Origin of the sequence: Streptomyces sp. NPDC059092 (genome assembly GCF_042756365.1) — a bacterium.
Classification (GTDB): Bacteria; Actinomycetota; Actinomycetes; order Streptomycetales; family Streptomycetaceae; genus Streptomyces.
Window position 1 is genome coordinate 62,128 of record NZ_JBHZEJ010000017.1, and the last position, 26,018, is coordinate 88,145.

The 26,018-nt window shown below is 70.9% G+C and carries 23 protein-coding genes; 15 read left to right on the top strand and 8 right to left on the bottom strand.

The features are described 5' to 3' along the window. Positions 1-246 precede the first annotated feature (246 nt). From ACFXPL_RS13200 to ACFXPL_RS13235, 8 genes are all read left to right on the top strand, one after another. Positions 247-1,548: an ABC transporter substrate-binding protein gene (locus ACFXPL_RS13200; RefSeq protein WP_384917177.1), complete on the top strand. Its 1,302-nt coding sequence runs from the start codon at positions 247-249 to the stop codon at positions 1,546-1,548. 96 nt (positions 1,549-1,644) lie between these two features. After that, the gene (locus ACFXPL_RS13205; RefSeq protein ID WP_384917180.1) at positions 1,645-2,613 is read left to right on the top strand and encodes a carbohydrate ABC transporter permease; all 969 of its coding nucleotides are present in this window, start codon (positions 1,645-1,647) and stop codon (positions 2,611-2,613) included. Beyond that, a complete protein-coding gene (locus ACFXPL_RS13210) occupies positions 2,610-3,521 on the top strand; it encodes a carbohydrate ABC transporter permease (RefSeq protein WP_384917183.1) in 912 nt (303 codons plus the stop codon). Before ACFXPL_RS13205 ends, ACFXPL_RS13210 begins: the two co-directional genes overlap by 4 nt. A gap of 84 nt (positions 3,522-3,605) precedes the next feature. Continuing rightward, positions 3,606-5,003, top strand: a complete 1,398-nt coding sequence (locus tag ACFXPL_RS13215) for a GH1 family beta-glucosidase (protein ID WP_384917186.1) — start codon at positions 3,606-3,608, stop codon at positions 5,001-5,003. 308 nt (positions 5,004-5,311) lie between these two features. After that, a complete protein-coding gene (locus ACFXPL_RS13220; RefSeq protein ID WP_384917189.1) occupies positions 5,312-6,685 on the top strand; it encodes an MFS transporter in 1,374 nt (457 codons plus the stop codon). A gap of 37 nt (positions 6,686-6,722) precedes the next feature. Next, positions 6,723-7,193 carry a type II 3-dehydroquinate dehydratase gene (gene aroQ / locus ACFXPL_RS13225; RefSeq protein ID WP_384917191.1) on the top strand — a complete coding sequence of 157 codons (471 nt, stop codon included), beginning with the start codon at positions 6,723-6,725 and terminating at the stop codon, positions 7,191-7,193. Then, entirely contained in the window at positions 7,190-8,059 is an 870-nt protein-coding gene (locus tag ACFXPL_RS13230) for a shikimate dehydrogenase (protein WP_384917194.1), read from the top strand. The genes aroQ and ACFXPL_RS13230 overlap by 4 nt, the downstream gene beginning before the upstream one ends. A 162-nt stretch (positions 8,060-8,221) precedes the next feature. Continuing rightward, positions 8,222-8,884, top strand: coding sequence for a TetR/AcrR family transcriptional regulator (locus ACFXPL_RS13235; protein ID WP_384917196.1), 663 nt, complete (start codon positions 8,222-8,224; stop codon positions 8,882-8,884). 57 nt (positions 8,885-8,941) lie between these two features. Here the strand turns inward: ACFXPL_RS13235 and ACFXPL_RS13240 are convergent, their stop codons facing one another. The 5 genes from ACFXPL_RS13240 to ACFXPL_RS13260 all read right to left on the bottom strand — a co-directional run bounded on the left by ACFXPL_RS13240 (position 8,942) and on the right by ACFXPL_RS13260 (position 14,778). Continuing rightward, positions 8,942-11,158: a 3-hydroxyacyl-CoA dehydrogenase NAD-binding domain-containing protein gene (locus ACFXPL_RS13240; protein ID WP_384917200.1), complete on the bottom strand. Its 2,217-nt coding sequence runs from the start codon at positions 11,156-11,158 to the stop codon at positions 8,942-8,944. Positions 11,159-11,207: 49 nt separating this feature from the next. Continuing rightward, positions 11,208-12,422, bottom strand: a complete 1,215-nt coding sequence (locus tag ACFXPL_RS13245; protein ID WP_384917202.1) for an acetyl-CoA C-acetyltransferase — start codon at positions 12,420-12,422, stop codon at positions 11,208-11,210. 63 nt (positions 12,423-12,485) lie between these two features. Beyond that, a complete protein-coding gene (locus ACFXPL_RS13250) occupies positions 12,486-13,640 on the bottom strand; it encodes a CaiB/BaiF CoA transferase family protein (protein WP_384917205.1) in 1,155 nt (384 codons plus the stop codon). A 193-nt stretch (positions 13,641-13,833) separates the two neighbouring features. After that, positions 13,834-14,013, bottom strand: a complete 180-nt coding sequence (mmpA, locus tag ACFXPL_RS13255) for a morphogenic membrane protein MmpA (protein WP_384917208.1) — start codon at positions 14,011-14,013, stop codon at positions 13,834-13,836. Between the two features lie 48 nt (positions 14,014-14,061). Continuing rightward, positions 14,062-14,778: an endonuclease V gene (locus tag ACFXPL_RS13260; protein WP_384917211.1), complete on the bottom strand. Its 717-nt coding sequence runs from the start codon at positions 14,776-14,778 to the stop codon at positions 14,062-14,064. A 46-nt stretch (positions 14,779-14,824) separates the two neighbouring features. Between ACFXPL_RS13260 and ACFXPL_RS13265 the strand changes: the two genes are divergently transcribed. The 6 genes from ACFXPL_RS13265 (at position 14,825) to ACFXPL_RS13290 (ending at position 20,889) form a co-directional block, all read left to right on the top strand. Continuing rightward, entirely contained in the window at positions 14,825-15,121 is a 297-nt protein-coding gene (locus ACFXPL_RS13265; protein WP_384917214.1) for a YciI family protein, read from the top strand. Between the two features lie 300 nt (positions 15,122-15,421). After that, a complete protein-coding gene (locus ACFXPL_RS13270) occupies positions 15,422-15,838 on the top strand; it encodes an SsgA family sporulation/cell division regulator (RefSeq protein WP_384917218.1) in 417 nt (138 codons plus the stop codon). A 349-nt stretch (positions 15,839-16,187) separates the two neighbouring features. Then, complete coding sequence (locus ACFXPL_RS13275; protein WP_384917221.1) at positions 16,188-17,825, top strand: ATP-binding cassette domain-containing protein; 1,638 nt, start codon at positions 16,188-16,190, stop codon at positions 17,823-17,825. Positions 17,826-17,895: 70 nt separating this feature from the next. After that, a complete protein-coding gene (ddaH, locus tag ACFXPL_RS13280; protein WP_384917224.1) occupies positions 17,896-18,672 on the top strand; it encodes a dimethylargininase in 777 nt (258 codons plus the stop codon). A gap of 216 nt (positions 18,673-18,888) precedes the next feature. Beyond that, a complete protein-coding gene (locus ACFXPL_RS13285) occupies positions 18,889-19,863 on the top strand; it encodes an acyl-ACP desaturase (RefSeq protein WP_384917227.1) in 975 nt (324 codons plus the stop codon). 102 nt (positions 19,864-19,965) lie between these two features. After that, positions 19,966-20,889: a chitosanase gene (locus tag ACFXPL_RS13290; RefSeq protein WP_384917230.1), complete on the top strand. Its 924-nt coding sequence runs from the start codon at positions 19,966-19,968 to the stop codon at positions 20,887-20,889. Positions 20,890-20,958: 69 nt separating this feature from the next. Here ACFXPL_RS13290 and ACFXPL_RS13295 read toward each other — a convergent pair whose 3' ends face one another. The 3 genes from ACFXPL_RS13295 to ACFXPL_RS13305 form a co-directional block, all read right to left on the bottom strand. Further along, positions 20,959-21,216 (bottom strand): WhiB family transcriptional regulator, encoded by a 258-nt coding sequence (locus ACFXPL_RS13295; protein ID WP_384917233.1) that lies wholly within the window; start codon positions 21,214-21,216, stop codon positions 20,959-20,961. A gap of 75 nt (positions 21,217-21,291) precedes the next feature. After that, the gene (locus ACFXPL_RS13300) at positions 21,292-22,089 is read right to left on the bottom strand and encodes a VOC family protein (protein ID WP_384917236.1); all 798 of its coding nucleotides are present in this window, start codon (positions 22,087-22,089) and stop codon (positions 21,292-21,294) included. Between the two features lie 107 nt (positions 22,090-22,196). Continuing rightward, positions 22,197-23,201 (bottom strand): multicopper oxidase domain-containing protein, encoded by a 1,005-nt coding sequence (locus tag ACFXPL_RS13305; protein ID WP_384917337.1) that lies wholly within the window; start codon positions 23,199-23,201, stop codon positions 22,197-22,199. Positions 23,202-23,444: 243 nt separating this feature from the next. On the opposite strand from ACFXPL_RS13305, the gene ACFXPL_RS13310 reads away from it, so the two are divergent. Beyond that, positions 23,445-25,961, top strand: coding sequence for a ThuA domain-containing protein (locus ACFXPL_RS13310; protein ID WP_384917239.1), 2,517 nt, complete (start codon positions 23,445-23,447; stop codon positions 25,959-25,961). Positions 25,962-26,018 lie beyond the last annotated feature (57 nt).

The window sequence follows — 26,018 nt, forward strand, 5'->3', positions numbered from 1 at the left end:
AGGGGTGACGGGGTGTGGGGGGTGGGACGTCGAGCGTTCGAGAGCGCTCTCAGACGCCAGGAAACGTAAAACTTCTGAAACAGAAGTGTCAATACGTCGGACACAGAGGCGAGTTACCGCGCTCCGGCATCCGTTACGCGTTCGAGTCTTGACGGGGCGGTCCGCTCCGGGGCACGCTCCACCCCAGATTCTGAGAGCGCTCTCAATCGGCTCTCGTGTGTACTCCGAAGCCAAGGGAGGCTTCTCATGCCCATCGCCCGAGCCGCCAGCAGGGCCGCGGTCCGTCTCGGTGCGGTCGTGCTCTCCGGGGCACTGCTCGTCGCCTGCGGGTCAGGTTCCTCAGGGACCTCCGACAGCGCGGGAGGCAAGGTCTCGCTGACCGTCGACCTCTTCGGATCGTTCGGCTACAAGGAGGCCGGGCTCTACGCGGAGTACCAGAAGCTCCACCCGGACATCACGATCAAGCAGAGCGACACCGAGGACGAGGCCGACTACTGGAAGTCCCTCCAGACCCGGCTGGCCGGCGGCGGCGGGCTCGCCGATGTGCAGGGGGTGGAGGTCGGACGGATCGCCTCGGTCACCCAGCAGCAGTCCGACAAATTCGAAGACTTGAAGCAGTACGGCGCGGACACGCTCAAGGACCAGTTCGCCGAGGCCAAGTGGTCGGCGGCGACGACACAGGACGGCCGGATCCTGGGTCTGGGCACCGATGTCGGGCCCGAGGCGATGTGCTACCGCTCGGACCTGTTCAAGAAGGCGGGGCTGCCGACCGACCGCACCGAGCTGGCGAAGAAGTGGTCCACGTGGGACGGCTATCTCGCGCTCGGCAAGGAGTACATGGCGAAGGCGCCGGCGAAGAGCGCCTGGCTCGACAGCGTCGGCAGCCTCTACTCGATCATGATAGGTCAGGAGGAGGAGCGGTACTACGACGCCTCCGGCAAGCTGGTCTACGAGCAGAACCCGGCGGTGAAGACCGCCTGGGACACCTCGGTCAAGGCCGCGGACGCCGGGCTGAGCGCCAAGCTCGACCAGTGGTCGCCGCAGTGGAACCAGGCGTTCGCGGCGGGCTCGTTCGCCACCATTCCGTGCCCGGCGTGGATGCTCAGCTACATCAAGGGCCAGGCGGGCGAGACCGGTTCGGGCAAGTGGGACATCGCCGCGCTGCCCGGCGGGGCGGGCAACTGGGGCGGCTCGTACCTCTCCGTACCGCGTGCCGCCGAGCACAAGAAGGAGGCGTACGAGCTGATCAAGTGGCTCACCGCGCCCGAGCAGCAGGCCAAGCTCTTCCGGAAGCAGGGCATCTTCCCGTCGTCCACCGGCGCCATCGCGCAGATCGCGGACACGAAGGACCCGTACTTCTCCGGCGCGCCGACCGGCCAGATCTTCGGTGACGCCGCCAAGGCCGCGCCCGTACAGGTCCTCGGCGTCCATGACGCCAACGTCGCCCAGCAGATCACCAACGCGCTGAGCGAGGTGGAACGCAAGGGCAAGGCCTCCGGCGCGGCGTGGTCGACGGCGAAGAAGGGCGTCGAGAACGTCATCGGCTGACGCGGTTTCCCGGCCGGCCCCGACCAGGGCCGGCCGGAACCGTCCCGCACACCCCCCACCCCGGTTCTCCTCTTCCCCGCTTGCGAAGGCCGATCCATGACCCTCACCGCCACCGCGAAGGCGGCGCCGCCGCCCGCGCCGGGCCCTCCGGCGTCCCGGGCGTCCGCCGTACGCCGCTCCTGGCGCGCGTTCTCGCCGTACGCCTATCTCGCCCCTTTCTTCACCCTGTTCGCCGCCTTCGGGCTCTTCCCGCTGCTCTACACGGCGTATGTCTCGCTCTACCGGGTGGAGTTGCAGACGCCCGGCGACATGGAGTGGCGCGGACTCGGCAACTACACGGCGATCTTCACCGACGCGTACTTCTGGACCGCGCTGCGCAACACCTTCACCATCGGTGTGCTCTCCACGGTGCCGCAGCTCGTGATGGCTCTGGGGCTGGCCCATCTCCTCAACTACAAGCTGCGCGGGCGGACGTTCATCCGTACGGCGATGCTGCTGCCGTACGCGACCTCGGTGGCCGCGGCGACCCTGGTCTTCGCCCAGCTCTTCGGACGCGACTTCGGTCTGGTCAACTACGTGCTGGGGCTGGTCGGCATCTCCCCGGTGGACTGGCAGACCGGCACCGTCGCCTCGCAGATCGCCGTGTCGACCATCGTGATCTGGCGGTGGACCGGGTACAACGCGCTGATCTATCTGGCGGGCATGCAGTCCATCCCCGGCGAGCTGTACGAGGCCGCCGAGGTCGACGGGGCGTCGCGCTGGCGGCAGTTCCTCCACATCACACTGCCGGGACTGCGCCCCACGATCGTCTTCACGGTCGTCGTCTCCACCATCGGAGCCACCCAGCTCTTCGGTGAACCCCTGCTCTTCGAAGGGTCCATCTCCGGCGGCATCTCGCACCAGTACCAGACACTCGGCCTCTACCTGTACGAGCAGGGCTGGGGCTTCTTCCACCTCGGCCGGGCCGCCGCGATCGCCTGGGTGATGTTCCTGCTCATCCTGATCCTCGTCGGCATCAACGCCCTGGTCGCGCGCCGCCGTTCGCGTAAGGAGGCCGGGCGATGACCACACTCACCGCGCCGCCGACCCCACCGTCCCCGCAGGCCGGGGAGGAACCACCGATCGCGTCCGTACGGCGCCGGAGCCGCGCCGGGCGCACGATGCACGGCGGATGGCTCTCGTACGCGATCCTGACCGTCGCGCTGCTCTTCTCCGCGTTCCCGTTCTACTGGACGATCGTCGCGGCCAGCCGCTCCAACGCCGATCTGGCGAAGGTGCCGCCGACCCTGCTGCCAGGCCCCCACCTCATCGACAACTTCCAGGCGGTGCTGGAGGAGGCCGACATCGGCAAGGCGCTCCTCAACTCGCTGATCGTCTCGGGATCGATCACGGTGGGGACGGTACTGTGCTGCACCCTGGCCGGATTCGCCTTCGCCAAGCTGCGCTTCCGCGGGCGCGGTGTGCTGCTCGCCGTCACCATCGGCACGATGATGATCCCGCCGCAGCTCGGGGTGATCCCGCTGTTCATGCTGATCGCCGAACTCCAGTGGGTCAACCAGCTCCAGGCCGTGATCCTGCCCGGACTCGTCTCCGCGTTCGGGGTGTTCTTCATGCGGCAGTACCTGGTGCAGTCGCTGCCCGACGAACTGATCGAGGCCGCCCGGGTCGACGGCGCCTCCACCGCGCGGATCTTCTGGTCGGTGGTGGTGCCCATCGCCAGGCCCGGGATGGCCGTGCTCGGGATGCTGACCTTCATGGCGGCCTGGAACGACTTCTTCTGGCCGATCATCGCGCTCTCCTCGCAGAACCCGACCGTCCAGGTGGCGTTGCGCCAGCTCGGCGGCGGCTATGTGCACGACCAGTCCGTGATCATGGCGGGCACCCTGCTCGGCACCCTGCCGGTGCTGCTGGTCTTCGGCCTGCTGGGCCGGCAGATCGTCGGCGGCATCATGCAGGGCGCCGTCAAGGGCTGAGCCCCGCCCCGCGTCACCCGCATCCCCCCACCGCTCCACCCGTACCCCCACCGTTCCGTCGCTCACTCACGGGAGCCCTTCTTCATGACCGCTGTCGACGCTCGCCCTCAGACCGCCGTGGAGGCCCGCTTCCCCACCGGCTTCCGATGGGGCACGGCCACCGCCGCGTACCAGATCGAGGGCGCCGCCACCGAGGACGGCCGCACCCCGTCCATCTGGGACACCTTCAGCCGGACGCCCGGCCGGGTCCGTAACGGCGACACCGGTGACATCGCCGCCGACCACTACCACCGGATGGACGAGGACGTCGCGCTCCTCAAGGAACTGGGCGTCACCGACTACCGCTTCTCGGTGTCCTGGTCGCGCGTCCAGCCCACCGGGCGCGGCCCCGCCGTCCAGCGCGGCCTCGACTTCTACCGGCGGCTGACCGACGCACTGCTGGCGGCGGACATCAGGCCCGTCGCCACGCTCTACCACTGGGATCTGCCGCAGGAGTTGGAAGACGCGGGCGGCTGGCCGCAGCGGGACACGGCGGGGCGGTTCGCGGAGTACGCGCGCCTCGTCGGTGAGGCCCTCGGCGACCGGGTGGCCACCTGGACCACGCTCAACGAGCCGTGGTGCGCGGCCTTCCTCGGCTACGCCTCCGGGGTGCACGCCCCCGGGCGTACGGATCCGGTCGCCGCGCTGCGCGCCGCCCACCACCTGAACCTGGCCCACGGACTGGGCGTCCGGGCGCTGCGCGACACGCTGCCGCGCAAGGCCGAGATCTCGCTCACGCTCAACCTGCACGCGCTGCGCCCGCTCACCGACACGCCGGCGGACCTCGACGCGGTGCGCAGGATCGACGCCGTGGGGAACCGGATCTTCCTCGACCCGGTCTTCCACGGGCGGCTGCCGCAGGACCTGGTCACCGACACGGCCGGGCTGACGGACTGGTCGTTCGTCCAGGACGGCGACCTGGAGACCATCTCCGCGCCCATCGACTCGCTCGGGATCAACTACTACTCCCCCACCGTCGTCGCCGCGGGCTCCTCGGAGACCCCCTCGCCGTGGCCGGGCGCCGAGGACCACGTCCGCTTCGCACCGGCTCCCGGGCCACGTACCGCCATGGACTGGCCGGTCGACGCCGACGGGCTGTACGAACTGCTCACCCGGCTCCGTGACGAACTGCCCGGCACCCCGCTGATGGTGACCGAGAACGGCGCGGCGTACGACGACTACGCGGACCCGTCCGGCGCGGTCCACGACCCCGAGCGCGTGGCCTACCTCCACTCCCACCTCAGCGCCGTCCACCGGGCGATCACGGACGGCGCGCCGGTGGGCGGCTACTTCCTCTGGTCGCTGCTGGACAACTTCGAATGGGCCTACGGCTACAGCAAGCGGTTCGGCATCGTCCATGTCGACTTCGCGACCCAGCGCCGTACGGTCAAGGACAGCGCGCGCTGGTACGCGCAGGTCATCGGGCGCGGCTCCATCGGCTGAGCCCTTTCCCCTCCCACCGGCCTCTCCGGCCCCACCGCGCTCACCCCCCGGACTCACCCGTCCGGGGGGTGAGCGCGTTCCGGAGGAGGTGGGGTGGCTGCGGCGACAGGGAGGGTTTCCGCGCGATGTCTTGACAGCTTCGGGCACCGGTCCCAGGATCCTCCCCAACGTAATTAACTATCCAGTACGTTAATTAGCGCCCCGGACCGGTCCGACCCGCCGTCATCCCCGCCTCCGTCCCCCTCCCCTCCGTCATCCCCGCCTTCGGCTCCGTCCCCGCCCGGATCCCCTCCCCCAGAGGAGTACGCGTGTCCGCTCACCCGCCCGACGCCCCGGCACCGTCCCCGACACCGCAGGGCAAGCCCCGCAAGGCCGCCGTGGCCGCCTGGATCGGCAGCGCGCTGGAGTACTACGACTTCTTCATCTACGGCAGCGCCGCGGCCCTGATCTTCCCCAGGGTCTTCTTCAACCCCGACCATCCCGCGACCGCGACGCTGATCTCACTCGGCACCTTCGGCGTGGCGTACGCGACCCGGCCGCTCGGCGCGCTGTTCCTCGGGCACATCGGCGACCGGCTGGGCCGGCGCCGGGTGATGGTCCTGACACTGATCCTGATGGGCGTCTCCACGTTCCTCATCGGGTGTCTGCCCACGTACGACCAGATCGGGGCGGCGGCGCCCGTCCTGCTGGTCCTGATGCGCATGCTCCAGGGGATCTCGGCCGCGGGCGAGCAGGCCGGCGCCAGTTCGATGACGCTGGAACACGCGCCGGAGCACCGGCGCGGGTACTACTCCAGCTTCACGCTGAACGGGACGCAGGCCGGCCAGATCCTCGCCACCCTGATCTTCATCCCGGTCGCCGCGCTCCCCGACGACCAGCTCTACACGTGGGGATGGCGGATCCCGTTCCTGCTGAGCGCCTTCGTCGCGGTGGCCGGCTATCTCATCCGGCGCAACCTGGAGGAGACCCCCGTCTTCCAGCGTGAGTCCGCGGGCCGGACGCCGGACGAACTGCCGCTGGTCCATCTCTTTCGCCACCACTGGGCCGATGTGCTGCGCGTCGTCGCCGCGGCCACCATCGCGACCGTCTCCACCATCTTCACCGTCTGGGCGCTGTCGTACGCCACCGGCGACGCCGTGGGCATGGACAGGACGGCCATGCTCTGGGTCGGTGTCGCCGCCAACGCGGTGGCCCTGCTCGCCATCCCGCTCTGGGCGAAGCTCTCGGACCGGATCGGCCGCAAGCCCGTCTTCCTCATCGGTTCGCTCGGCTCCGGCGTGATGGTCTTCGTCTATCTGTGGGCGATCTCCACCGGCTCCTACCCGCTGGTGCTCCTCGCCGGCATCGCGTTCTTCGGTGTGGTCTACAGCGCGGCCAACGGCATCTGGCCCTCCCTGTACGGGGAGATGTTCGCCACCCGGGTACGGCTCTCGGGCATGGCGATCGGTACGCAGATCGGCTTCGCCGTCGCCGGGTTCGCCGTCAGCTTCGCGGCGCGGATCGCGGGCCCCGACGGGGACGACTGGGTCGGTGTCGCGATCTTCACGGCCGCGTTCTGCGCCCTCAGCTCGCTCGCCGTCCTGACCGGCCGGGAGACGTTCAAGGTGCCGACGACGGAGCTCGGCGCCCGACCGGGGACAGCCCCGGAGCGCGCCCAGGCCACCACGTCGGTATCCGCCTGACCTCCTCACCCCGCCCCCCACCGGAAGAAAGATCACGATGCCGCATTCGTCCGACCGGACTCCGGAGAACTCCGCACTCGTCCTCAACGGCCCCCATCTCAATCTGCTCGGCCTGCGGGAGCCGGCGGTGTACGGCACGGACACGCTCGCCGACATCGAGGCGCTGTGCCGCACCACCGCGGCCGGACACGGCCTGCGCGTCGACTTCCGGCAGAGCAACCACGAGGGTGTGCTGATCGACGCCGTGCAGGAGGCGCGCACCGCTCACCGCGGCATCGTGATCAACCCGGCCGGCTACAGCCACACCTCGGTGGCGCTGCGCGACGCGCTCGCCGCCGTGGACCTCCCGGTCGTGGAGGTGCACCCGTCCAACATCCACCGGCGCGAGGCGTTCCGCCACCACTCGTACGTCTCCGCCGTCGCCGACACCGTGATCTGCGGGGCCGGGGCGCACGGCTACGCGCTGGGCCTCGCGCACCTGGCCCGGCTGGCGGAGGCCGCCCGATGACCGGGACCTCGTACCTCACCGGTCTGATCGGGGCGGGCATCGGCCCGTCGCTCAGCCCCGCGCTGCACGAGCGGGAGGCGGACCGGCACGGGCTGCGCCTGCTCTACCGCACCCTCGACATCGACGTGTTGGGGGTGCGCCCCGAAGAGGTCGGCGAACTGGTGCGGGCGGCCCGTTCGCTGGGCTTCGACGGGCTCAACATCACCCATCCCTGCAAGCAGTTGGTGATCGAGCACCTGGACGAGGTGGATCCGGCGGCGGCGGCGCTCGGCGCGGTCAACACCGTCGTCCTCCGGGACGGCCGGGCGACCGGTCACAACACGGACGTCACCGGCTTCGCCCGGTCCTTCGCCCGGGGCCTGCCGGGCGTCGCCACCCGGCGGGTCGTCCAGCTCGGGGCCGGCGGGGCCGGCGCCGCCGTCGCCCACGCACTGCTCACCCTCGGCGTGGACCGGCTCGCCCTGGCGGACACCGACCCGGTCCGGGCCACCGCGCTCGCCGTCGCGTTGAACCACCGCTTCGGCGCCGGGCGGGCGAGCGCCGTCGCGACGCCGTGGCTCGCCGCGCGCCTCGCCGACGCCGACGGTCTCGTCCACGCCACGCCCACCGGCATGGCCGGACACCCGGGGCTGCCGCTGCCCGCCGGGCTGCTCCGACCCGGGCTGTGGGTGGCGGAGGTCGTCTACCGGCCGCTCGACACCGAACTGCTGCGGCTGGCCCGGGAGATCGGCTGCCCGACGCTGGACGGCGGCGCCATGGCCGTCTTCCAGGCAGCCGACGCCTTCCGGCTCTTCACGGGACGAGAGCCGCATACGGAGAGGATGCTCGCCGATCTCACCGACCTCGCCGGGGCGCCCGCCACGTAGGCCCGGCGCGGGAGACAGCGGGGGCAGCGGGGGCGGCGCGGCCGGGCGGGGCGGCGCGGCCGGGCGGTGTACGGCGGAAGCGGCGCGGCCGGGCGGTGCAAGGGCGTCTCGATAGACTGGGACGTACCGTGCCCGACGCGGCCCGACGCCCCGAGGAGCCGTATGGCAACCGCTGTCCCCCCGCCGACCCCGCCCGTCACACGGACCCGGGACGCGGCACGGACCCGCGAGGAAATCCTCGACGCGGCGACGCGGGAGTTCGCCCGGGTCGGCTTCGCGGGCGCCCGGGTGGACGAGATCGCCGCGCACATCCACACCACCAAGCGGATGATCTACTACTACTTCGGCAGCAAGGAACGGCTCTTCACCACCGTCCTGGAGCGGGCGTACGGGGTGATCCGCACCATCGAGCAGGGCATCGACGTCGAGCATCTCGACCCGGAGTCCGCGATCAGGCGGCTATCCGAGGTCACCTTCGACCACCACGAGGCGCATCCGGACTTCATCCGGCTGGTCAGCATCGAGAACATCCACGAGGCCGAGCACATCAAGTCCGCGGCCACGCTCGGCTCGCTCAACTCCCCCGCCATCGAGGTCATCCGCCGCATTCTGGAGGAGGGCAGGGCGCAGGGGGTCTTCACCGCCGAGGTCGACGCCCTCGACCTGCACGCGATGATCAGTTCGTTCTGCTTCTTCCGGGTCGCCAACCGGCACACCTTCGGCACCCTCTTCGGGCGTGACCTCACCGCCCCGGACCGGCGCGAGCACTACCGCACCATGCTGGGCGACATGGTCATCGCCTATCTGACGACCGCCGAGGCGTGAGGGCCGGGCCTTTCACGGCCCGGCCCGCTCTCCCCTTCACGTGTCGCCGAAGGTCTCTCACGTGTCGCTGAACGTCTCGCCCTCCGCCGCCTTCGCTACCAGCGCCGCCGGCGGCGCGAACCGCTCGCCGTACAGTTCCGCCAGTTCGCGGGCGCGCGCCACGAAGCCGGGCAGGCCACCCTCGTACCCGTTGATGTACTGGAGCACGCCGCCCGTCCAGCCGGGGAAGCCGATGCCCAGGATGGAGCCGATGTTGGCGTCGGCGACCGAGGTCAGGACGTTCTCGTCCAGGCAGCGGACGGACTCCAGCGCCTCGGCGAAGAGCATCCGCTCCCCCATGTCGCGCAGTGGGACGTCGGTGTCGCCGGTGCCGAAGTGCTCCCGCAGCCCCGGCCAGAGGCGCAGACGCTCGCCGTCCTCGCCGTACTCGTAGAAGCCCGCGCCGCCCGCGCGTCCCGGGCGCCCGAACTCGTCCACCATCCGGTCGACGACCTCGTCCGCGGGATGTCCGGTCCAGCGGCCTCCGGCCTCCTCGACCGCGCGCCTGGTCTCCTGGCGGATCCGGCGGCCCAGCGTGAGCGTCAACTCGTCCATCAGGGCGAGCACCTTGGCCGGGTAGCCCGCCTGCGCGGCGGCCTGTTCGACGGAGGTGGGCTCCAGCCCCTCGCCGATCATCGCGACGCCTTCGTCGAGGAAGTGCCCGATGACCCGGGAGGTGAAGAAGCCGCGCCCGTCGTTGACGACGATCGGGGTCTTCTTGATGCGGCGCACCAGGTCGAAGGCGCGGGCCAGCGCCTCGTCCCCGGTCCGCTCCCCTCGGACGATCTCGACCAGCGGCATCTTGTCGGCCGGTGAGAAGAAGTGCAGTCCGATGAAGTCGGCCGGGCGCGACACGCCCTCGGCGAGCACGGTGACGGGCAGGGTGGAGGTGTTGGAGGCGAGCAGCGCGTCGGGCTCGACGATCCCCTGGATCTCCTGGAACACCTGGTGCTTGAGCACCGTGTCCTCGAACACCGCCTCGATCACGGCGTCGCAGCCGGCCAGTTCCGCCAGGTCGGCGGTGGGGGTGATCCGGGCGAGCAGCGCGTCGCGGTCCGCCTCGGTCGTACGGCCCCGGGCGAGCTCCTTGGCGAGCAGCTTCTCCGCGTGCGCCTTGCCCCGGGCGGCGGCTTCCTCGGAGACGTCCTTGAGGACGACGTCGAGGCCCGCTCGCGCGCAGGAGTAGGCGATGCCCGCGCCCATCATCCCGGCGCCGACCACGGCGACCTTGCGGACCTCGCGCGGCGCGACGCCCTGGGGCCTGCTCGCCCCGGAGTTGACGGCCTGGAGGTCGAAGAAGAACGCCTGGATCATGTTCTTGGCGGTCTGTCCGGTGACCAGTTCGGTGAAGTGGCGCGCCTCGATCGTCTGCGCGGTCTCGAAGTCGACCTGCGCGCCCTCGACGGCGGCCGCGAGGATGTCGCGCGGCGCCGGGTAGGGGGCGCCGGCCAGCTGCTTCTTCAAGTTCGCCGGGTAGGCGGGCAGTTGGGCGGCGAGGCGGGGGGTGGACGGCGTACCGCCGGGAATCCGGTAGCCGGTGAGGTCCCAGGGCTGGTGGGATTCGGGGTGCGCGTCGATGAAGGCGTGCGCCCGGGCCAGCATCTCCTCGGTGGTGGCGGCGACCTCGTGGACCAGGCCGGCCTCCAGCGCCCGCCGGGGGGAGTACCGGGTGCCTTGGAGGAGCACCTTGAGCAGGGCGTCCGCGAGGCCCATCAGCCGTACGGTACGGGTGACCCCGCCGCTCGCCGGCAGCAGTCCGAGGGTGACCTCGGGCAGCCCGATCCGGGAGCCGGGGGCGTCGAGGGCGATACGGTGGTGACAGGCGAGGGCGATCTCGTAACCGCCGCCCAGCGCCGCGCCGTTGATGGCGGCGACGACCGGTTTACCGAGGGTCTCGATCCGGCGCAGGGCGTGTTTGACGGCCATGCCGCTGTCGAAGACCCGCTGGGCGTCGCCGGGGCCGAGCTTGATCATGTCCTTGAGGTCACCGCCCGCGAAGAACGTCTTCTTGGCGGAGGTGACGATGATGCCGCGGATGGTGTCCCGCTCCGCCTCCGCACGGTCGGCGACGGCCGTGACAGCGTCCCTGAGCGCCTGGTTCATGGTGTTCGCGGACTGGTCGGGGTCGTCCAGGACGAGAGTGACGACGCCCGTCGCGTCCCGCTCCCAGCGAATGGCGCCCGGCGCGGGCGTGGCGGTGGGCGTGGCGTGCGGCGGGGCGGTGGGCTCGCTCATGCTGCTGCTCCGTAGCGGGAGAGAAGGGACGACGGCCGGTCAGAGACGGTCAGAGACGCTCGATGACGGTGGCGACCCCCATGCCCCCGCCGACGCACAGCGTGGCGAGGCCGAATCGCTGGTCCCTGCGCTCCAGTTCGTCGACGAGGGTGGAGAGGATCATCGCGCCGGTGGCGCCGAGGGGATGGCCGAGCGCGATGGCGCCGCCGTTGACGTTGACCTTGTCCAGGGAGAGCCCCATCTCGTCGACGAAGCGCAGGACGACGGCGGCGAATGCCTCGTTGATCTCCACCAGGTCGATGTCGTCGATGGTCAGCCCGGCCTTGGCGAGGGCCTTGCGGGTGGCGGGGGCCGGTCCGGTCAGCATGATGGTCGGTTCGGATCCGGAGACCGCCGCGGAGACGATCCGGGCGCGCGGGGTGAGCCCGTACCGCTCCCCCGTCTCCCGTGAGCCGATGGCGACGAGGGCCGCGCCGTCCACGATGCCCGACGAGTTGCCCGCGTGGTGGACGTGGTCGATCCGCTCGACCCAGTGGTACTTCTGCAGGGCGACGGCGTCGAAGCCGCCCTGCTCGCCGATGCCCGCGAAGGACGGCTTCAGCGCGGCGAGCGAGTCGACGGTGGTGCCGGGGCGCGGGTGCTCGTCGCGGTCGAGGACGGTGAGCCCGTTGCGGTCGCGTACGGGGACGACGGAGCGGGCGAAGCGGCCTTCCTTCCAGGCCGCGGCGGCCCGCTCCTGGGAGAGCGCCGCGAACTCGTCGACGTCGCGCCTGCTGTAGCCGCCGAGGGTGGCGATCAGGTCGGCGCCGATGCCCTGGGGCACGAAGCCGGTGGCGTAGTTGGTCATGGGGTCCATCGCCCAGGCGCCGCCGTCGGAGCCCATCGGCACGCGGGACATCGACTCGACGCCCCCCGCGAGGACCAGGTCCTCCCAGCCGGAGCGGATCTTGGCGGCGGCCAGGTTGACGGCTTCGAGGCCGGACGCGCAGAAGCGGTTCTCCTGGACCCCGGCGACCGTGTCGGGCAGTCCGGCGGCGAGGGCCGCGATACGGGCGATGTCCGAGCCCTGGTCGCCGAGCGGGCTCACCACGCCGAGCACGATGTCGTCGACGGCGGCCGGGTCGAGTCCGGGCAGCCGGCGGCGCAGCTCGTGGATGAGGCCGACGACGAGGTCGATGGGCTTGGTGCCGTGCAGGGCCCCGTCGGCCTTGCCGCGACCGCGCGGGGTGCGGATCGCTTCGTAGACGAACGCTTCGGTGCTCACGGCGGCTGCCTTCCGTTGCGGAGAGTTCGAGGGGCGGGGGCCCCTCCTGCTGGCCGGGCCGGATCAGGCCGGGCCGTGCCCTTCCGGCAGGTCGGGCAGGTCGGGCCGTTCTGGCAGGTCCCAGTCGCGGGCGACCTCGGCGGCGTCCGCCCCCGGCCGCGCGGGCGGGCGGCGTACCGAACCCGGGGTGGCGGAGAAGCGGGGCGCCGGTGCGGGCTGACGGATCCCCGCGTGGTCGGTGAAGGTGCCACGGGCCGCGAGGTGGGGGTGGTCGGGCGCCTCGCGCAGCGAGAGTACGGGGGCGACGCAGGCGTCGGAGCCGGCGAAGACGGCGGTCCACTCGCGGCGGGTCCGTGTCTTGAACCGGGCGGCCACGGCGGCCCGCAGCTCGTCCCAGCGGGCGAAGTCCCTGCGGTCGGGGACCTCGCCGGTCAGCCCGAGCAGTTCGACGAACTCGTTGTAGAAGCGCTTCTCCAGCGCGCCGACCGCCATGTACGCGCCGTCGGAGGTCTCGTACGAGCCGTAGAAGGGGCTGCCGCCGTCCAGCAGATTGGCGCCGCGCCGGTCCTGCCAGCCGCCCGCGCCCATCATGGCGTGGATCATGGTGGTGAGATGGGCGGTGCCGTCCACGATCGCGGCGTCCACGACCTGACCCGCACCGTCCGGGGTACGGGCGTGCTGGAGCGCCGCGAGCACGCCGATGACCAGGTAGAGCGCGCCGCCCGCGTAGTCCCCGAGCAGGTTCGCGGGGAGCGCGGGTGGCTCCTCGGCCTTGCCGATCATGGAGAGTGCGCCGGTGACGGCGATGTAGCCGATGTCGTGCCCCGCCCGGTCGGCGAGCGGTCCCTCCTGGCCCCAGCCGGTCATCCGGCCGTACACCAGCCGGGGGTTGCGGTCGAGGCAGTCCTTCGGGCCGACGCCCAGGCGCTCGGCGACGCCGGGGCGGTACCCCTCGATCAGGATGTCGGCGCGCTCGACCAGATCGAGGACACGGGCCGCGCCGTCCGGGGCCTTGAGGTCGATCAGCACGGACCGCTTGTTGCGGTTGGTGAGGTCGTACGCCGGGTCGATACCGAGCCCGGCGCCGCCCGGGCGGTCGATCCGTACGACGTCGGCCCCGAGGTCGGCGAGCGTCATCGCGGCGAAGGGGCCTGGCCCGATCCCGGCCAGCTCGACCACGCGTACGCCGGTCAGCGGACCGTCCGTTGTCCCTGTCATCTGGCCCCCAGCGGTGGGGCACCACCGTTGACACACCCGGTGGCGCCGAGAACACGTTCCGTTCCGCGCAGGGCTTTGCGCGGAACGGGGCAGAGCAAGCGCTTAGCCCTGTACCGAGCCTATGCCGTGGACCGGGTGTTCGGCCAAGCCGGGGCGGCGCGACGCACGGGCCTCGGCCACGTGGTCCATGGAGCTACAGGCCGGTCGCCCAGTCGGCGATGGTGTAGATCATCGAGCCGAGCCAGATCACCCCGACGACCACGGCCACCAGCAGCACGGCCGACCTGCCGCGCTCGCGGGCCGGGGAAGGGGCGGAGGTTCGGGCGGGAGCGTGGGTGTGGGCCGTACTGAGCGCGGCTCGGCTGTTTGTCATGATCAGATCCTGTCGGTCAGGACCGGGCGGCCGCATCCGTACGCGTACTCAGATCTCCGGGTCCGCCGTGCCTCCGCCGGCGCCCCGCGCGACCGCCTCGCGCAGGGCCTCGCGGCAGAGCGCGTCGGCCCGCCGGGTGGTCTCAGGGAGGCGGTAGTCGGGGGCCAGCCGCAGGGTGTGCGCGCAGGCGGTGGCGAGATCGACGCGGTGGCCGACCGAGACGAACACCGGCTTCACGCCCTCCCGGGTGCGCAGCGCGCGGCCGACCTCCTCCCCGTCGTCGGCGAGGAGCGGCGAGGAGTCGCCGCGCCGGGCGCCGGGCGGCGCGTACGAGAAGGTGAACGGGTTCTTCGCCACGCCGATCACCGGATGCCCGGTGACCACACCGAGGTGGGAGGCGAGCCCGAAGCGGCGCGGGTGGGCCCGGCCGTAACCGTCGCAGACGATCAGCCCCGGCCCCGCCGTGAGCGCGTCGAGGGCGGCCAGCACGGTCGGGATCTCGCGGAAGGCGAGCAGGCCGGGAACGTACGGGAAGGCGACGCGGCCGACCGCGGTGGCCTCGTCGACCACGGCGAGAGTGGCCGCGTCGAGGACGACGGCCGCGGCGGCGACGATGTCCCGCTCGTCGTCGTAGGCCACGTCCACGCCGGTCACCAGACCCGTACCGGGCGGCGGGCCGGCTTCGCCGAGCACGACGCGCCCGCGCAGTGCGTCCTGGACGGCGCGCGCCTCGGCCTCGTCGGCGGGTGTCCTGATCGTTTCCATGGTGGCGACAGCCTACGTGGCGGTCACCCTGGCTAACCTGACGATCATGTTCGTACTGGAATTGACCTACACCGCCCCCGTCGAACGCGTCGAATCGCTCCTCGGCGCGCATGTCTCCTGGCTGGACGCGTCGTACGCGACGGGTGTCTTCATCGCCTCCGGCCGCAAGGTCCCGCGCGACGGCGGGGTGATCCTGGCGGTCGGGGACGACCGGGCCGCGGTCGAACGGCTGGTGGCGGCCGACCCGTTCGTGACCGGCGACGTCTGCACGTACCGGATCACCGAGTTCACGGCGACGAAGACCGCGCCCGAGCTGGCCCCCTACCGTGAGGAGCAGGCGTAGGGCCGGAGTTCGCGGCACGGCGCCCCGGGCGAGCGGCGCGCGCCGGGTGGGGTCCGGGTGGCGGCGCGCCGTCCTCAGGTCGGGGCACCCGGCCGCCACTCACCGGGGAGTGTGACGCAGATCACCGTACGGTGACACAGCTCACTCCCGATTCGGAGCACGTATTGAGCGGCTCCGCCGTCTTTCCCTGTAGGAGAGGGCCGCACCCGGTCCCTCTCCCGTACGAAGCGGTGCGACGTCGGTGCCGGACCCGTACGGATGAGCCCGGCGCAGTCCGGATCCGACGAAGGGGAGCAGGACATGTCGCCCGTCATCGAACAGGCCGTGCAGGCCCGGCTGGTCTCGCCCACTCCCCGGATGGAGACCGTCCCCGCGACGCTCTGTTACGACCGGGCCGATCCGTTCGCCGTACGGATGGAGTTCCCGCCCCCGGCGACGCTCGAAGGCACCGAAGTCACCTGGGAGTTCTCCCGTGAGCTGCTGGCCACGGGGATGACCGAGGCGGTGGGCGTCGGCGACGTGCGGGTGCGGCCCTTCGGCTACGGCCGCACGGTCCTGGAGTTCCACGCGCCCGAGGGGACCGCGATGGTCCATCTGCGCACCTCGGAGCTGCGCCGTTTCCTGGAGCGCTCGCAGGGCCTGGTCCCGGCCGGCCGTGAGCATCTCTATCTCGACCTGGACCACGATCTGACCGAACTGCTGCGCGACGCGCGCTGACGGCGCCCGCGCCACGCCCGGCACCGTCCTGCCCGGAAGCGTCCTGCCCTGCCCGCTCCACCGGCTCCTCCCTCGCGCTCCTTCGACCTTTGATTCCTTCAATTCCTTTGACCGGCGCCGGCCGGCTCCGTAGCGTGTCCCGCGGTCCTGTTGTCGTCGATCGGAGTGGACCGTTGCGCATCTGAGGTCCTGAGACACCGTGCCGCACAGCCGTGCTTTCCTTCCGGCTGTCCGCCCCGTGTGTGACCTCGGCTGCCGAGCCGTCCCCTCGACCTGGACTTCCCTCCTTCTCGCGGTGTCTCCATCCGTTGCCCTGACCCCTGAACCTTCGCAGCAACCGGAGACGCGTATGTCCGCTGCCCCCGCCCACATCACCTGCACCGCCCTCTCGTTCGCCTGGCCCGACGGGACGGAGGTGTTCGACGGCTTCCAGCTCGCGATCGGGCCCGGCAGGACCGGGCTCATCGGCCTCAACGGGTCCGGTAAATCAACCCTGTTGAAGCTGATCTCGGGTGACCTCACCCCGGCCGCCGGCCGGGTCGGGATCGCCGGCGAGGTCGGCTTCCTCCCCCAGACCGTGGCGCTCGACACCGCTCTGCGGGTGGACGAAGCCCTCGGTATCGCCGCGACCCGCGCCGCGCTGCACGCCATCGAGGCGGGCGACGCGAGCGAGGAGCACTTCACCGCCGTCGGTGACGACTGGGACGTGGAGGAACGGGCCCACGCCACCCTCGGCCACCTCGGCCTCGGCCGGCTCGGTCTCGACCGGACGGTCGGTGAGATGTCGGGCGGCGAGTGCGTCCTGCTCGGCCTGGCCGCGCTGCTGCTCGCCCGGCCCGCCGTCCTGCTGCTGGACGAGCCGACCAACAACCTCGATCTGCACGCCCGGCGGCGGCTGTACGACGCCGTCGACTCCTGGTCCGGTGTCCTGGTCGTGGTCAGCCACGACCGCGAACTGCTGGAGCGCGTCGACCAGATCGCCGATCTGCGCGACGGCGAGGTCCGCTGGTACGGCGGCGGCTTCTCCGCCTACGAGGAGGCACTCGCCCAGGAACAGGAGGCGGCGGCCCGTACGGTGCGGGTCGCGGAGGCCGACGTGCAGCGCCAGAAGCGCGAACTCGCCGAGGCACAAGTGAAGTTGGCCCGGCGTAAGCGATTCGGACAGAAGATGTCCGACACCAAGCGTGAACCGAGGATCGTCATGAACGGGCGCAAGCGGGCGGCCCAGGAATCCGCGGGCAAGCATCGCATCCTGCACGCCGAGCGGCTCGCCGACGCGAAGGAGCGGCTGGACGAGGCGGTGGACGCGGTACGGGACGACGACGAGGTCGGTATCGAACTGCCGCACACCGTCGTCCATCCCGGGCGCGGCGTGCTGACCCTGCGCGACCTGCGGCTGCGGTACGGGGCCGAGGTCAGCGGCGAGTACGCGATCCACGGCCCCGAGCGGATCGCGCTGGTCGGCCGGAACGGAGCGGGCAAGACGACCCTGCTGCGCACCGTCGCCGGGGAGTTGGCGCCGGAGTCCGGCGAGGCGCTGACCCATGTGCCACTGCGCTTTCTGCCGCAGCGGCTCGATGTGCTGGACGACACGCTCACCGTGGCGCAGAACGTCGCCCGTCTCGCGCCCGAGGCGACCAACAACCAGATCAGGTCCCGGCTGGCGCGCTTCCTCTTCAAGGGCGCGCGGGCCGACCGGTCGGCCGGGACCCTCTCGGGCGGTGAGCGGTTCCGGGCCTCGCTCGCCGCGCTGCTGCTCGCGGAACCGGCGCCGCGGCTGCTGCTGCTCGACGAGCCGACGAACAACCTGGACATGGCGTCCGTCCGCCGGCTCACCGCGGCGCTGGAGTCGTACCAGGGCGCGCTGATCGTGGCGAGCCACGACGTGCCGTTCCTGGAGTCGATCGGCATCACCCGCTGGCTGCTGCTCGACGGCGCGCTGCGGGACACCGACGCGGAGGAGGTGCGGGCGGCCGGGCACGGGTGATGATGGGCGGGTGGCCGGCCTCGTACCGCCCCGGCCGGCCACCCGCCCCGGACGATGTGGAGAAACGATCGTGCCCAGCAGGAAAGCCCTGATCCGACGCCCTGGCCCGCGCCTCGCCGAGGGGCTGGTCACCCATCTGAGACGGACCCCGGTCGACACCGCGCTCGCGGTCGAGCAGTGGGAACGGTACGGCGCGACACTGCGCGCGCACGGCTGGGAGACGGTCGAGGTGGATCCGGCCGACGACTGCCCGGACGGGGTGTTCGTGGAGGACACCGTCGTCATGTTCCGCAACGTCGCGCTGATCTCCCGGCCCGGCGCCCTCTCGCGCCGCCCCGAGACCGCCGCCGTGGAGGCGGAGCTGGTCCGGCTCGGCTGCTCGGTCAACCGGATCCGGGAGCCCGGCACCCTCGACGGCGGCGACGTCCTGAAGACGGGCGACACGGTCTACGTCGGGCAGGGCGGCCGGACGAACGCGGCGGGGGTACGGCAGCTCCGCGCGGCCTTCGAACCGCTCGGGGCGCGGGTGGTGGCCGTACCCGTCACCAAGGTGCTGCATCTCAAGTCCGCGGTGACGGCGCTGCCCGACTCCACCGTCATCGGCTTCGAACCGCTGCTGGACGCCTGGTCGCTCTTCCCCCGGCGGCTCTCCGTACCGGAGGAGTCGGGCGGGCACGTCGTGCTGCTCGGCGGCGGGAAGCTGCTGATCTCGGCGAGCGCGCCGCGGACCGCCGCACTGCTCTCGGACCTCGGCCATGAGCCGGTGCCGGTCGACATCAGTGAGTTCGAGAAGCTCGAAGGGTGCGTGACCTGTCTCTCGGTGCGGCTGCGGGAGTTGTACGCCTGAGGAGCGCGAGCCGCTACGCCGCACCCGCGTACCGTCGGGCAACCACTGCTGACCTGGGGGTTCACTCCAGGTGACAGGCCCGTGACCGGTGTGCGATCCGAGGCGATCGTGAGGTGATCCAGGGAGCGGGCTTGGCCTCTCCCTTACTCGGGCCTTAACCTACGGTGTCGTAACCTACGAACCCGTAGGTAAAACTCCCGTCCCCCTGGAGCACCCGTGTCGATCACCTCTCCCCACCTCGGCAGTTCGGACGCGTGGACCGACGCCCGACTGCTGTACGCGCTGGAAGAGGTGGTGGAGAAGGAACTCAACCGCCATCTCAAAGTCGCCAAGGACTGGATGCCGCACGAGTACGTGCCCTGGTCCGACGGCCGCAACTTCCCCGGCATCTTCGAGAACGGCGAGGCCTGGGAGCCGGCGCAGTCGAAGGTCACCGACATCGGCAAGATCGCGCTCGTGGTCAATCTGCTGACCGAGGACAATCTCCCCAGCTACCACCACGAGATCGCCAGCCTCTTCGGCCGCGACGGCGCCTGGGGCACCTGGGTGCACCGCTGGACCGCGGAGGAGGGCCGGCACGGCATCGTGATGCGCGACTACCTGCTCGCCTCGCGCGCCGTCGACCCGGACAAGCTGGAGCAGTTCCGGATGGCGCACATGGCGGAGGGCTTCGAGTCCGACAACCGCCACTCGATGCTGCACTCCGTCGCGTACGTCGCCTTCCAGGAACTGGCGACCCGCGTCTCGCACCGCAACACCGGCCACCAGTCGGGCGATCCGGTCTGTGACCGGATGCTGGCGCGCATCGCCACCGACGAGAACCTGCACATGGTCTTCTACCGGAACCTGCTGGGCGCCGCCTTCGAGATCGCCCCGGACCTGACGATGATGTCCGTCCGCGACGTGGTCACGCAGTTCCGGATGCCCGGACACGGCATGCCCGGCTTCGAGCGCGCCGCCGCGCAGATGGCCATCGGCGAGATCTACAACATGCGCATCCACCACGACGACGTGCTCCAGCCCGTGCTGCGCTACCTGAAGGTCATGGACATAAGCGGTCTCGGCTCCGAGGGCCTCAAGGCCCAGGAGGAACTGGGCCTGTACATGGGCGGTTTGGACGCCGAGGCGAGCAAGTTCGACGAGAAGCTCGCCACCCGCAAGGCCCGGATGGCAGCGCGCGCCGCAGGCTGACAGCGCGGACGGAAGCGAGCACGCGGGCGGACGAGGGGGCGCGCGGCACGTAAGGGGGCGTACGGTTCGGACCGCGCGCCCGTGCGCCGTACGCTGTGCCGGATGAAGCCTGTTACGCGCCTCTTCCTCATAGGCGCCCCCGTCCTGGTCGCCGCCGTCGTCCTCTTCGGCGGCGGCGACGGCGACTCGGGGGTGCTCGCCGACCATCCACCGGAGTTCCCCGGACAGAGCGGCGCCCCCAACCCGCTTCTCTCGGGCGACACGGAGGAGCGGGAGAAGCGGGAGGAGCACATCGAGAAGCTGCCGCCAGGACTCGCGGCTCCCGCGCAGAAGGAGATCGCCGCACGCCTCGTGGCCAGCGCGGAGAACTCCACGCTCGACTGGCGCGGCCAGTACGGCGCCATCGAGGACCTCGGGGACGGCAACGGCTACACGGCCGGGATCATCGGCTTCTGCTCCGGCACCAACGACATGCGGCAACTCGTGGAGTCGTACACGAAGTCCCACCCGGACAATCCGCTCGCGCCCTACCTCCCGGCGCTGCGCGCGGTGGACGGCACCGACTCGCACGAGGGCCTGGACCCCGGCTTCCGGGACGCCTGGGCCGAGGCCGCGAAGTCCGAGGACTTCCGCGTCGCGCAGGACCGGACCCGGGACACGCTGTACTTCGACCCGGCCGTCCGGCTGGCCAAGATGGACGGCCTCGGCACGCTCGGTCAGTTCATCTACTACGACGCGATGGTCCTGCACGGCCCGGGGCTCGACGCGCACGGCTTCTACGGCATCCGGCAGGCGGCCATGAAGAAGGCGAAGACAGCGGCCGAGGGCGGCGACGAGAAGGCGTACCTCGGCACCTTCCTCGACGCGAGCAAGGCCGTGATCAGGACGAAGCCCGTCACTGCGCAGCGGGACTCCTCCCGCATCGACACCGCACAGCGGGTCTTCCTGGGCGACGGCAACATGGACCTGCGGCTGCCGCTGCGCTGGCAGGTGTACGGAGAGGCGTTCCGCATCGACGCGGTGTGACCGGTCAGCACGGTGCGACCGGCCGGTGCCGGAGGGGCGGCGTGCGGCGCCCGAGCGCGCCGGACGCGGTCAGCCGCTCCGGCGCCGCAGATTCTGCCGCTCCTTCTCGGAGAGCCCGCCCCAGACCCCGAACCGCTCGTCGTGGTTGAGGGCGTACTGGAGGCAGGCCACCCGCCCCTCGCAGGCGCCGCACAGCCGTTTGGCCTCACGGGTGGAGGAGCCGGGGGCGGGGAAGAAGAACTCGGGCCCCGTCTGGGCGCACAACGCGCTCTCCTGCCAGGAGAGTTCATCGGTCGGGGTGGTGCTGGTGATGATGTTGATCGGCATGCCGCACAGGTTGCCCGTCCGCGATAAACGAATGATGGACGAACCCTCAACGACCCAGCGGACGGGCTCTGTTGATCAGGCGTCCCGGGCCACGCCCTGGAGGATCGCGAACCGCGCCCCGGCGGGGTCGGCCAGCTTGGCGAACCGTCCGACGCCCTCGATGTCGGTCGGTGCCATCCGCACCGTGGCGCCGAGCTCCCGGCCCGCCGTCACCGTAGCGTCGCATTCGGTGACCGCGAAGTACAGTTGCCAGTGCGGCGCGCCGCCCGATTCGCTGGGATCCGAGCCGAGCGTCACGAACCCGCCGAACATGCCGTCCGGGCCCTGCCCTGCCGGATGGACCATGCGGTACGTGCCGCTCCCGTCGGGCAGCGGCATACCGGAGGACTCCCAGCCGAAGACGGCCTGGTAGAAGGCGTACGCGGTGGGCTCGTCGGCGGTGTACAGCTCGGCCCAGCAGAGGCTGCCCGGCTCGTTGACGACATCCAGGCCATGGTTGGTGCCGGGCTGCCAGATCGAGAAGGCGGCGCCGCCCGGGTCGGCGAGGACGGCCATCCTGCCGATGTCCATGACGTCCATGGGCCCGGCGACGACGGAACCGCCGTTGTCCTGTACGGACTTGGCGGTGGCGTCGGCGTCGGACGTACGGAAGTACAGCGACCAGGACGGCGGGCCCTGCTCGGCCGTCATGGGCATGCCGCCCGCCGCGGTCCGGTCACCGAGCTGGAACATGCCGTAGCCGCCCGTACCGGGCCCCGCGGGCCGGAATTCCCAGCCGAAGAGCCCTCGGTAGAAGGCGGCCGCGCCGTCGATGTCCGGGGTGCCGAGGTCGGCCCAGACCGGGGAGCCGTTGACATAGGGGGACGTGAGCATGGCGCGCGCTCCTTCGTGAGGTCCCGTGCTCTCCTTCCGAGTCTCCCCCTGCGGGGACGTCCCCGCCTCCTGGACGGGTGGCGCGCGCCGTGCCCTGCGGGCGGGTGTCAGTGGCCCGCGTGGTCCGCCTTCGCGTCGCCGGAGGCCGCCGGGTGGTGCGGCTCGTACCCGGGGATCGTGCCGTCCGGCTTGGCGACCAGCAGCAGGCCGGCCATGCCCATGTCGGAGTGGCTCTGGACATGGCAGTGGTACATCCAGGCGCCCGCGCCCCCGCGTTCGCCCGCGATGACCTGGAAGCCGAAGGAGTCCGCCGGGCCCGTGATCTTGTTGTCGATCACCCGGCTGGGGTCGTCGGGGCCGGTGAGCAGGCCCGTCCTGTTGTCCGCCCAGCGGTGCCCGTGCATATGGAACGTGTGGTAGAACTCGCCGTGCGTGATCATGATGACCTCGACGCGATCGCCGACCGTGGCCTCGAAGTTGGGGCTCTGGGCACCAGGCTTGTTGTTGATCGTCATGTCGTTGAAGACGATGGTGAACTGCTTGTCCGGCAGGATGTCACCCTTCCTGCGGACCACGACGGGACCGTACAGCCCCTTGCGGATGCCGCCCGTGCCGTGGTCCGTGCCCACGACGTGGTCGTGGTAGTGCCAGTAGCCCGCGCTGCCCGGCTGCCAGGTGCCGTCCTTGCGGTTGCCGGGGGCGTGGGTGCGCCAGGTGTACGTACGGGTACCGCCGGGCTCGACATGGCTGCGGCTCATCCGGGTGCCGTCGTTGGCGATGTCGTAGTCCACGCCGTGCGGGTGGAGACTGACGTCGACATCGCAGTTGTTCTCGAAGTCGATGTGGAGGGTGTCGCCCTCGTTCAGCTCGATCAGCGGCCCCGGGATGGTGGCCTTGCCCTTCTCGAAGCCGTACCCCATCTGGCCGTTGGGCAGATTCTCGGCGTACAGGCTGATACGGCGCACCTGGCCGCCCGCCGGAGCGGTTCTGGGCGGGGTGTCCGCCGCCGTCGCGGCGGGGGCCGACGCGGCGGCGACCGACAGGGAGGTCGCCCCGGTCGCGGCGACCGCGCCTCCCGCGAGCAGGCGCCGGTTGAAGCTCCTTCGGTCCATGGCCATCGTGAACTCCCCAGTGCCGTACGGACGTTTGCGGGGCGCATGAGGCCCCGGGGACGGCCACACGGTAGTCCAGGGAACTTTGTTTATCCACACTCAGGACAAAGTTGGTGGGATTGCGGTCGTACCTATTGGCGCGCCGACGAAAGAGGTCTAGTTTCAGGCGCTGTTGCTGTGCCCGCACGACATGCCCGCACGACCGTGTCCCAAGACTGTGACCAGAGAGGGGTGGGTGAACACATGCAGCCTGCACCGCATCACCGGTCGAGATTCCCGAGAGCCACGAGTCCGAAGAGGTCCAGGAGATCAAGACGTGGCGTGGCCGCGGCCCTGGCGGCAGGCGCCCTGGCGGCGTCGCTGCTCGGCTCCAACACCGCGACCGCCAGGCCGTATCCCGAACCGGCGCCGACAACGTTGTCCCTTCCGTCGCCGCCCGGCGGCGAGAACGTGAGGGTGCTCGTCTTCCACGCCTCGGCCACCGAGGAGTCACCGGTCGTCAACGCCGGTATCGAGGCCATCGAGTCGATCGGCCTGTCGGGTCCCGCGGCCGAACGGTTCAAGACCGTGGCCACGGACGACCCCTCCGTCTTCACCAACGCCACCAAGCTCGGCAAGTACAACGCGGTCGTCTTCCTCACGGGCGGCGGCGATGTGCTCGACCCCGCGCAGGAGGCGGGCCTCGAAGCGTTCATGAACGCGGGCGGCGGCTTCCTCGGGATCCACGAGGCGGCCCGTACCGAGCCGTACTCGGACTGGTTCACGGGGCTGATCGGGGCCCGGCCGACGGGTGCCCCGAGCACCGTCCAGCGTGCGACGGTCGAGATCGGTGACCGGCTGAATCCCGCCACCAAGAACCTTCCGCTGGAGTGGAAGCGGCCCGACAAGTGGTTCAACTGGTCGGCGAACCCCACCGGCAAGGTGCACACGGTCGCCCGGGTCAGGGAGGCCAGCTACAAGCCGGCGACCGGGGCCAACGGCGCCGACCACCCGATCTCCTGGTGCCGTGACTACGCCGGCGGCCGGTCCTTCTACACCGGCATGGGCGGTACGGCCGACTCGTACGCGGAGACGGACTTCCGCGACCACCTGCGGGGCGCCCTCAACTGGACGACGCGGATCTCACGCGCCGACTGCAAGGCGACGATCGACTCCAACTACACGGCGGAGCGCGTCACCCAGCCCAACCAGGCCGGTCAGCAGGACCAGATCGGCGAGCCGCACGGCATGGTCGTCGCACCCGACGGGCGCGTGCTGTACATCGGGCGCGGCGGCGGTGACAACGCGGCCCCGGTGGTGACCGACTGGAACAACCCGGACATCGGCAAGGGCCAGGGGCAGATCCACGTCTACGACCCGAAGACCAAGAAGGTGACGCTCGCGGGCTCCCTCAGCGTCTTCGGCAACAAGGGCGGCGGCGACGAGCTGGTCAAGGTCGAGGAGGGGCTGCTCGGGATCGAGCTGGACCCCGCCTTCGAGACCAACGGCTGGGTGTACCTGCACTACACACCGCACGCGCAGCTCAACCGTGACACGCAGATCGCCGAGCGGCGCGTCTCGCGCTTCACCCTGGACCGCGCGACGGCCAAGCTGGACCTCGCCTCCGAGAAGGTCCTGCTGAAGTGGCCGGTGCAGGTGCACAGTTGCTGCCACTCCGGCGGCGGGATGGCCTGGGACTCGAAGGGGAACCTCTACATCGCGACCGGCGACAACAACTCCTCCGGCTTCAGCGACGGTTACTCCGGCAACAACCCGCAGCCCTCGTACAAGGGCGTCTCCTTCGCGGACGCGCGCCGTACCGCGGGCAACACCAACAACCTCAACGGCAAGATCCTGCGCGTCCACCCGGAGGCTGACGGCACGTACACCCTGCCGGAGGGGAACCTCTTCACCGGCAAGGAGCAGGCCGAGGGCGGCGGCAAGACCCGCGGCGAGATCTACGTGATGGGCGTGCGCAACCCGTCCCGGATCTCCGTCGACCGGAAGACCGACACCCTGTACGCGGGCTGGGTCGGTCCTGACGCCGGCGCGCCGAGCACCACCTGGGGTCCGGCGAAGTACGACACCTTCTCCATGATCACCAAGGCGGGCAACCACGGCTGGCCGTTCTGCATGGGCAACAACCAGCCCTACCGGGACCGCAATCTGCCCGATCCGTCCAAGCCGCTGGGGTGGTACAACTGCGCCGCCCCGAAGAACGAGTCCCCCAACAACGACGGCCTGGTGAACCTGCCGCCCATCACCGGCAACACCATCTGGTACTCGCCGCAGGGTGGTGCCCCGGACTTCCCGCGCGACGCGAACGGCGTCCCCAGCTACAAGGCGAGCGAGTCCACCTTCCTCCTGCCGTGGCTCAAGGGCGGCGGCCAGGCGACCATGAACGGCCCGGTGTACCGGTACGACGCGCAGAGCACGAGCGCCGCGAAGTGGCCGGAGTACTGGGACGGCAAGTGGTTCGTCGGTGACTTCTACGACGCGGCGGACAGCCCGCGTCACGCGGTGGTGACCGATCCGAAGACCGGGGGCAAGGGCGGGCTGCCGGTGCACGCCGAGTCCCTGAAGAAGATCATCCCGGTCGGTCAGGGCGGCATCCGCAACCTGATGGACTGGAAGTTCGCCCCGGACGGCTCGCTGTACGTCCTGGACTACGGGCGCGGCTTCTTCACCTCGGACTCCCAGTCCGCGCTGTGGCGCGTGACCTACAAGGGCGGCGAGCCGACCCCGGCCGCCGGTGACCTCGCACGGAAGGCGGCGCAGTGAGACGCGAGTTGAGACACCGACCGGGGCGCCGCCTGTGGGCACACCGGTCGCCACGCC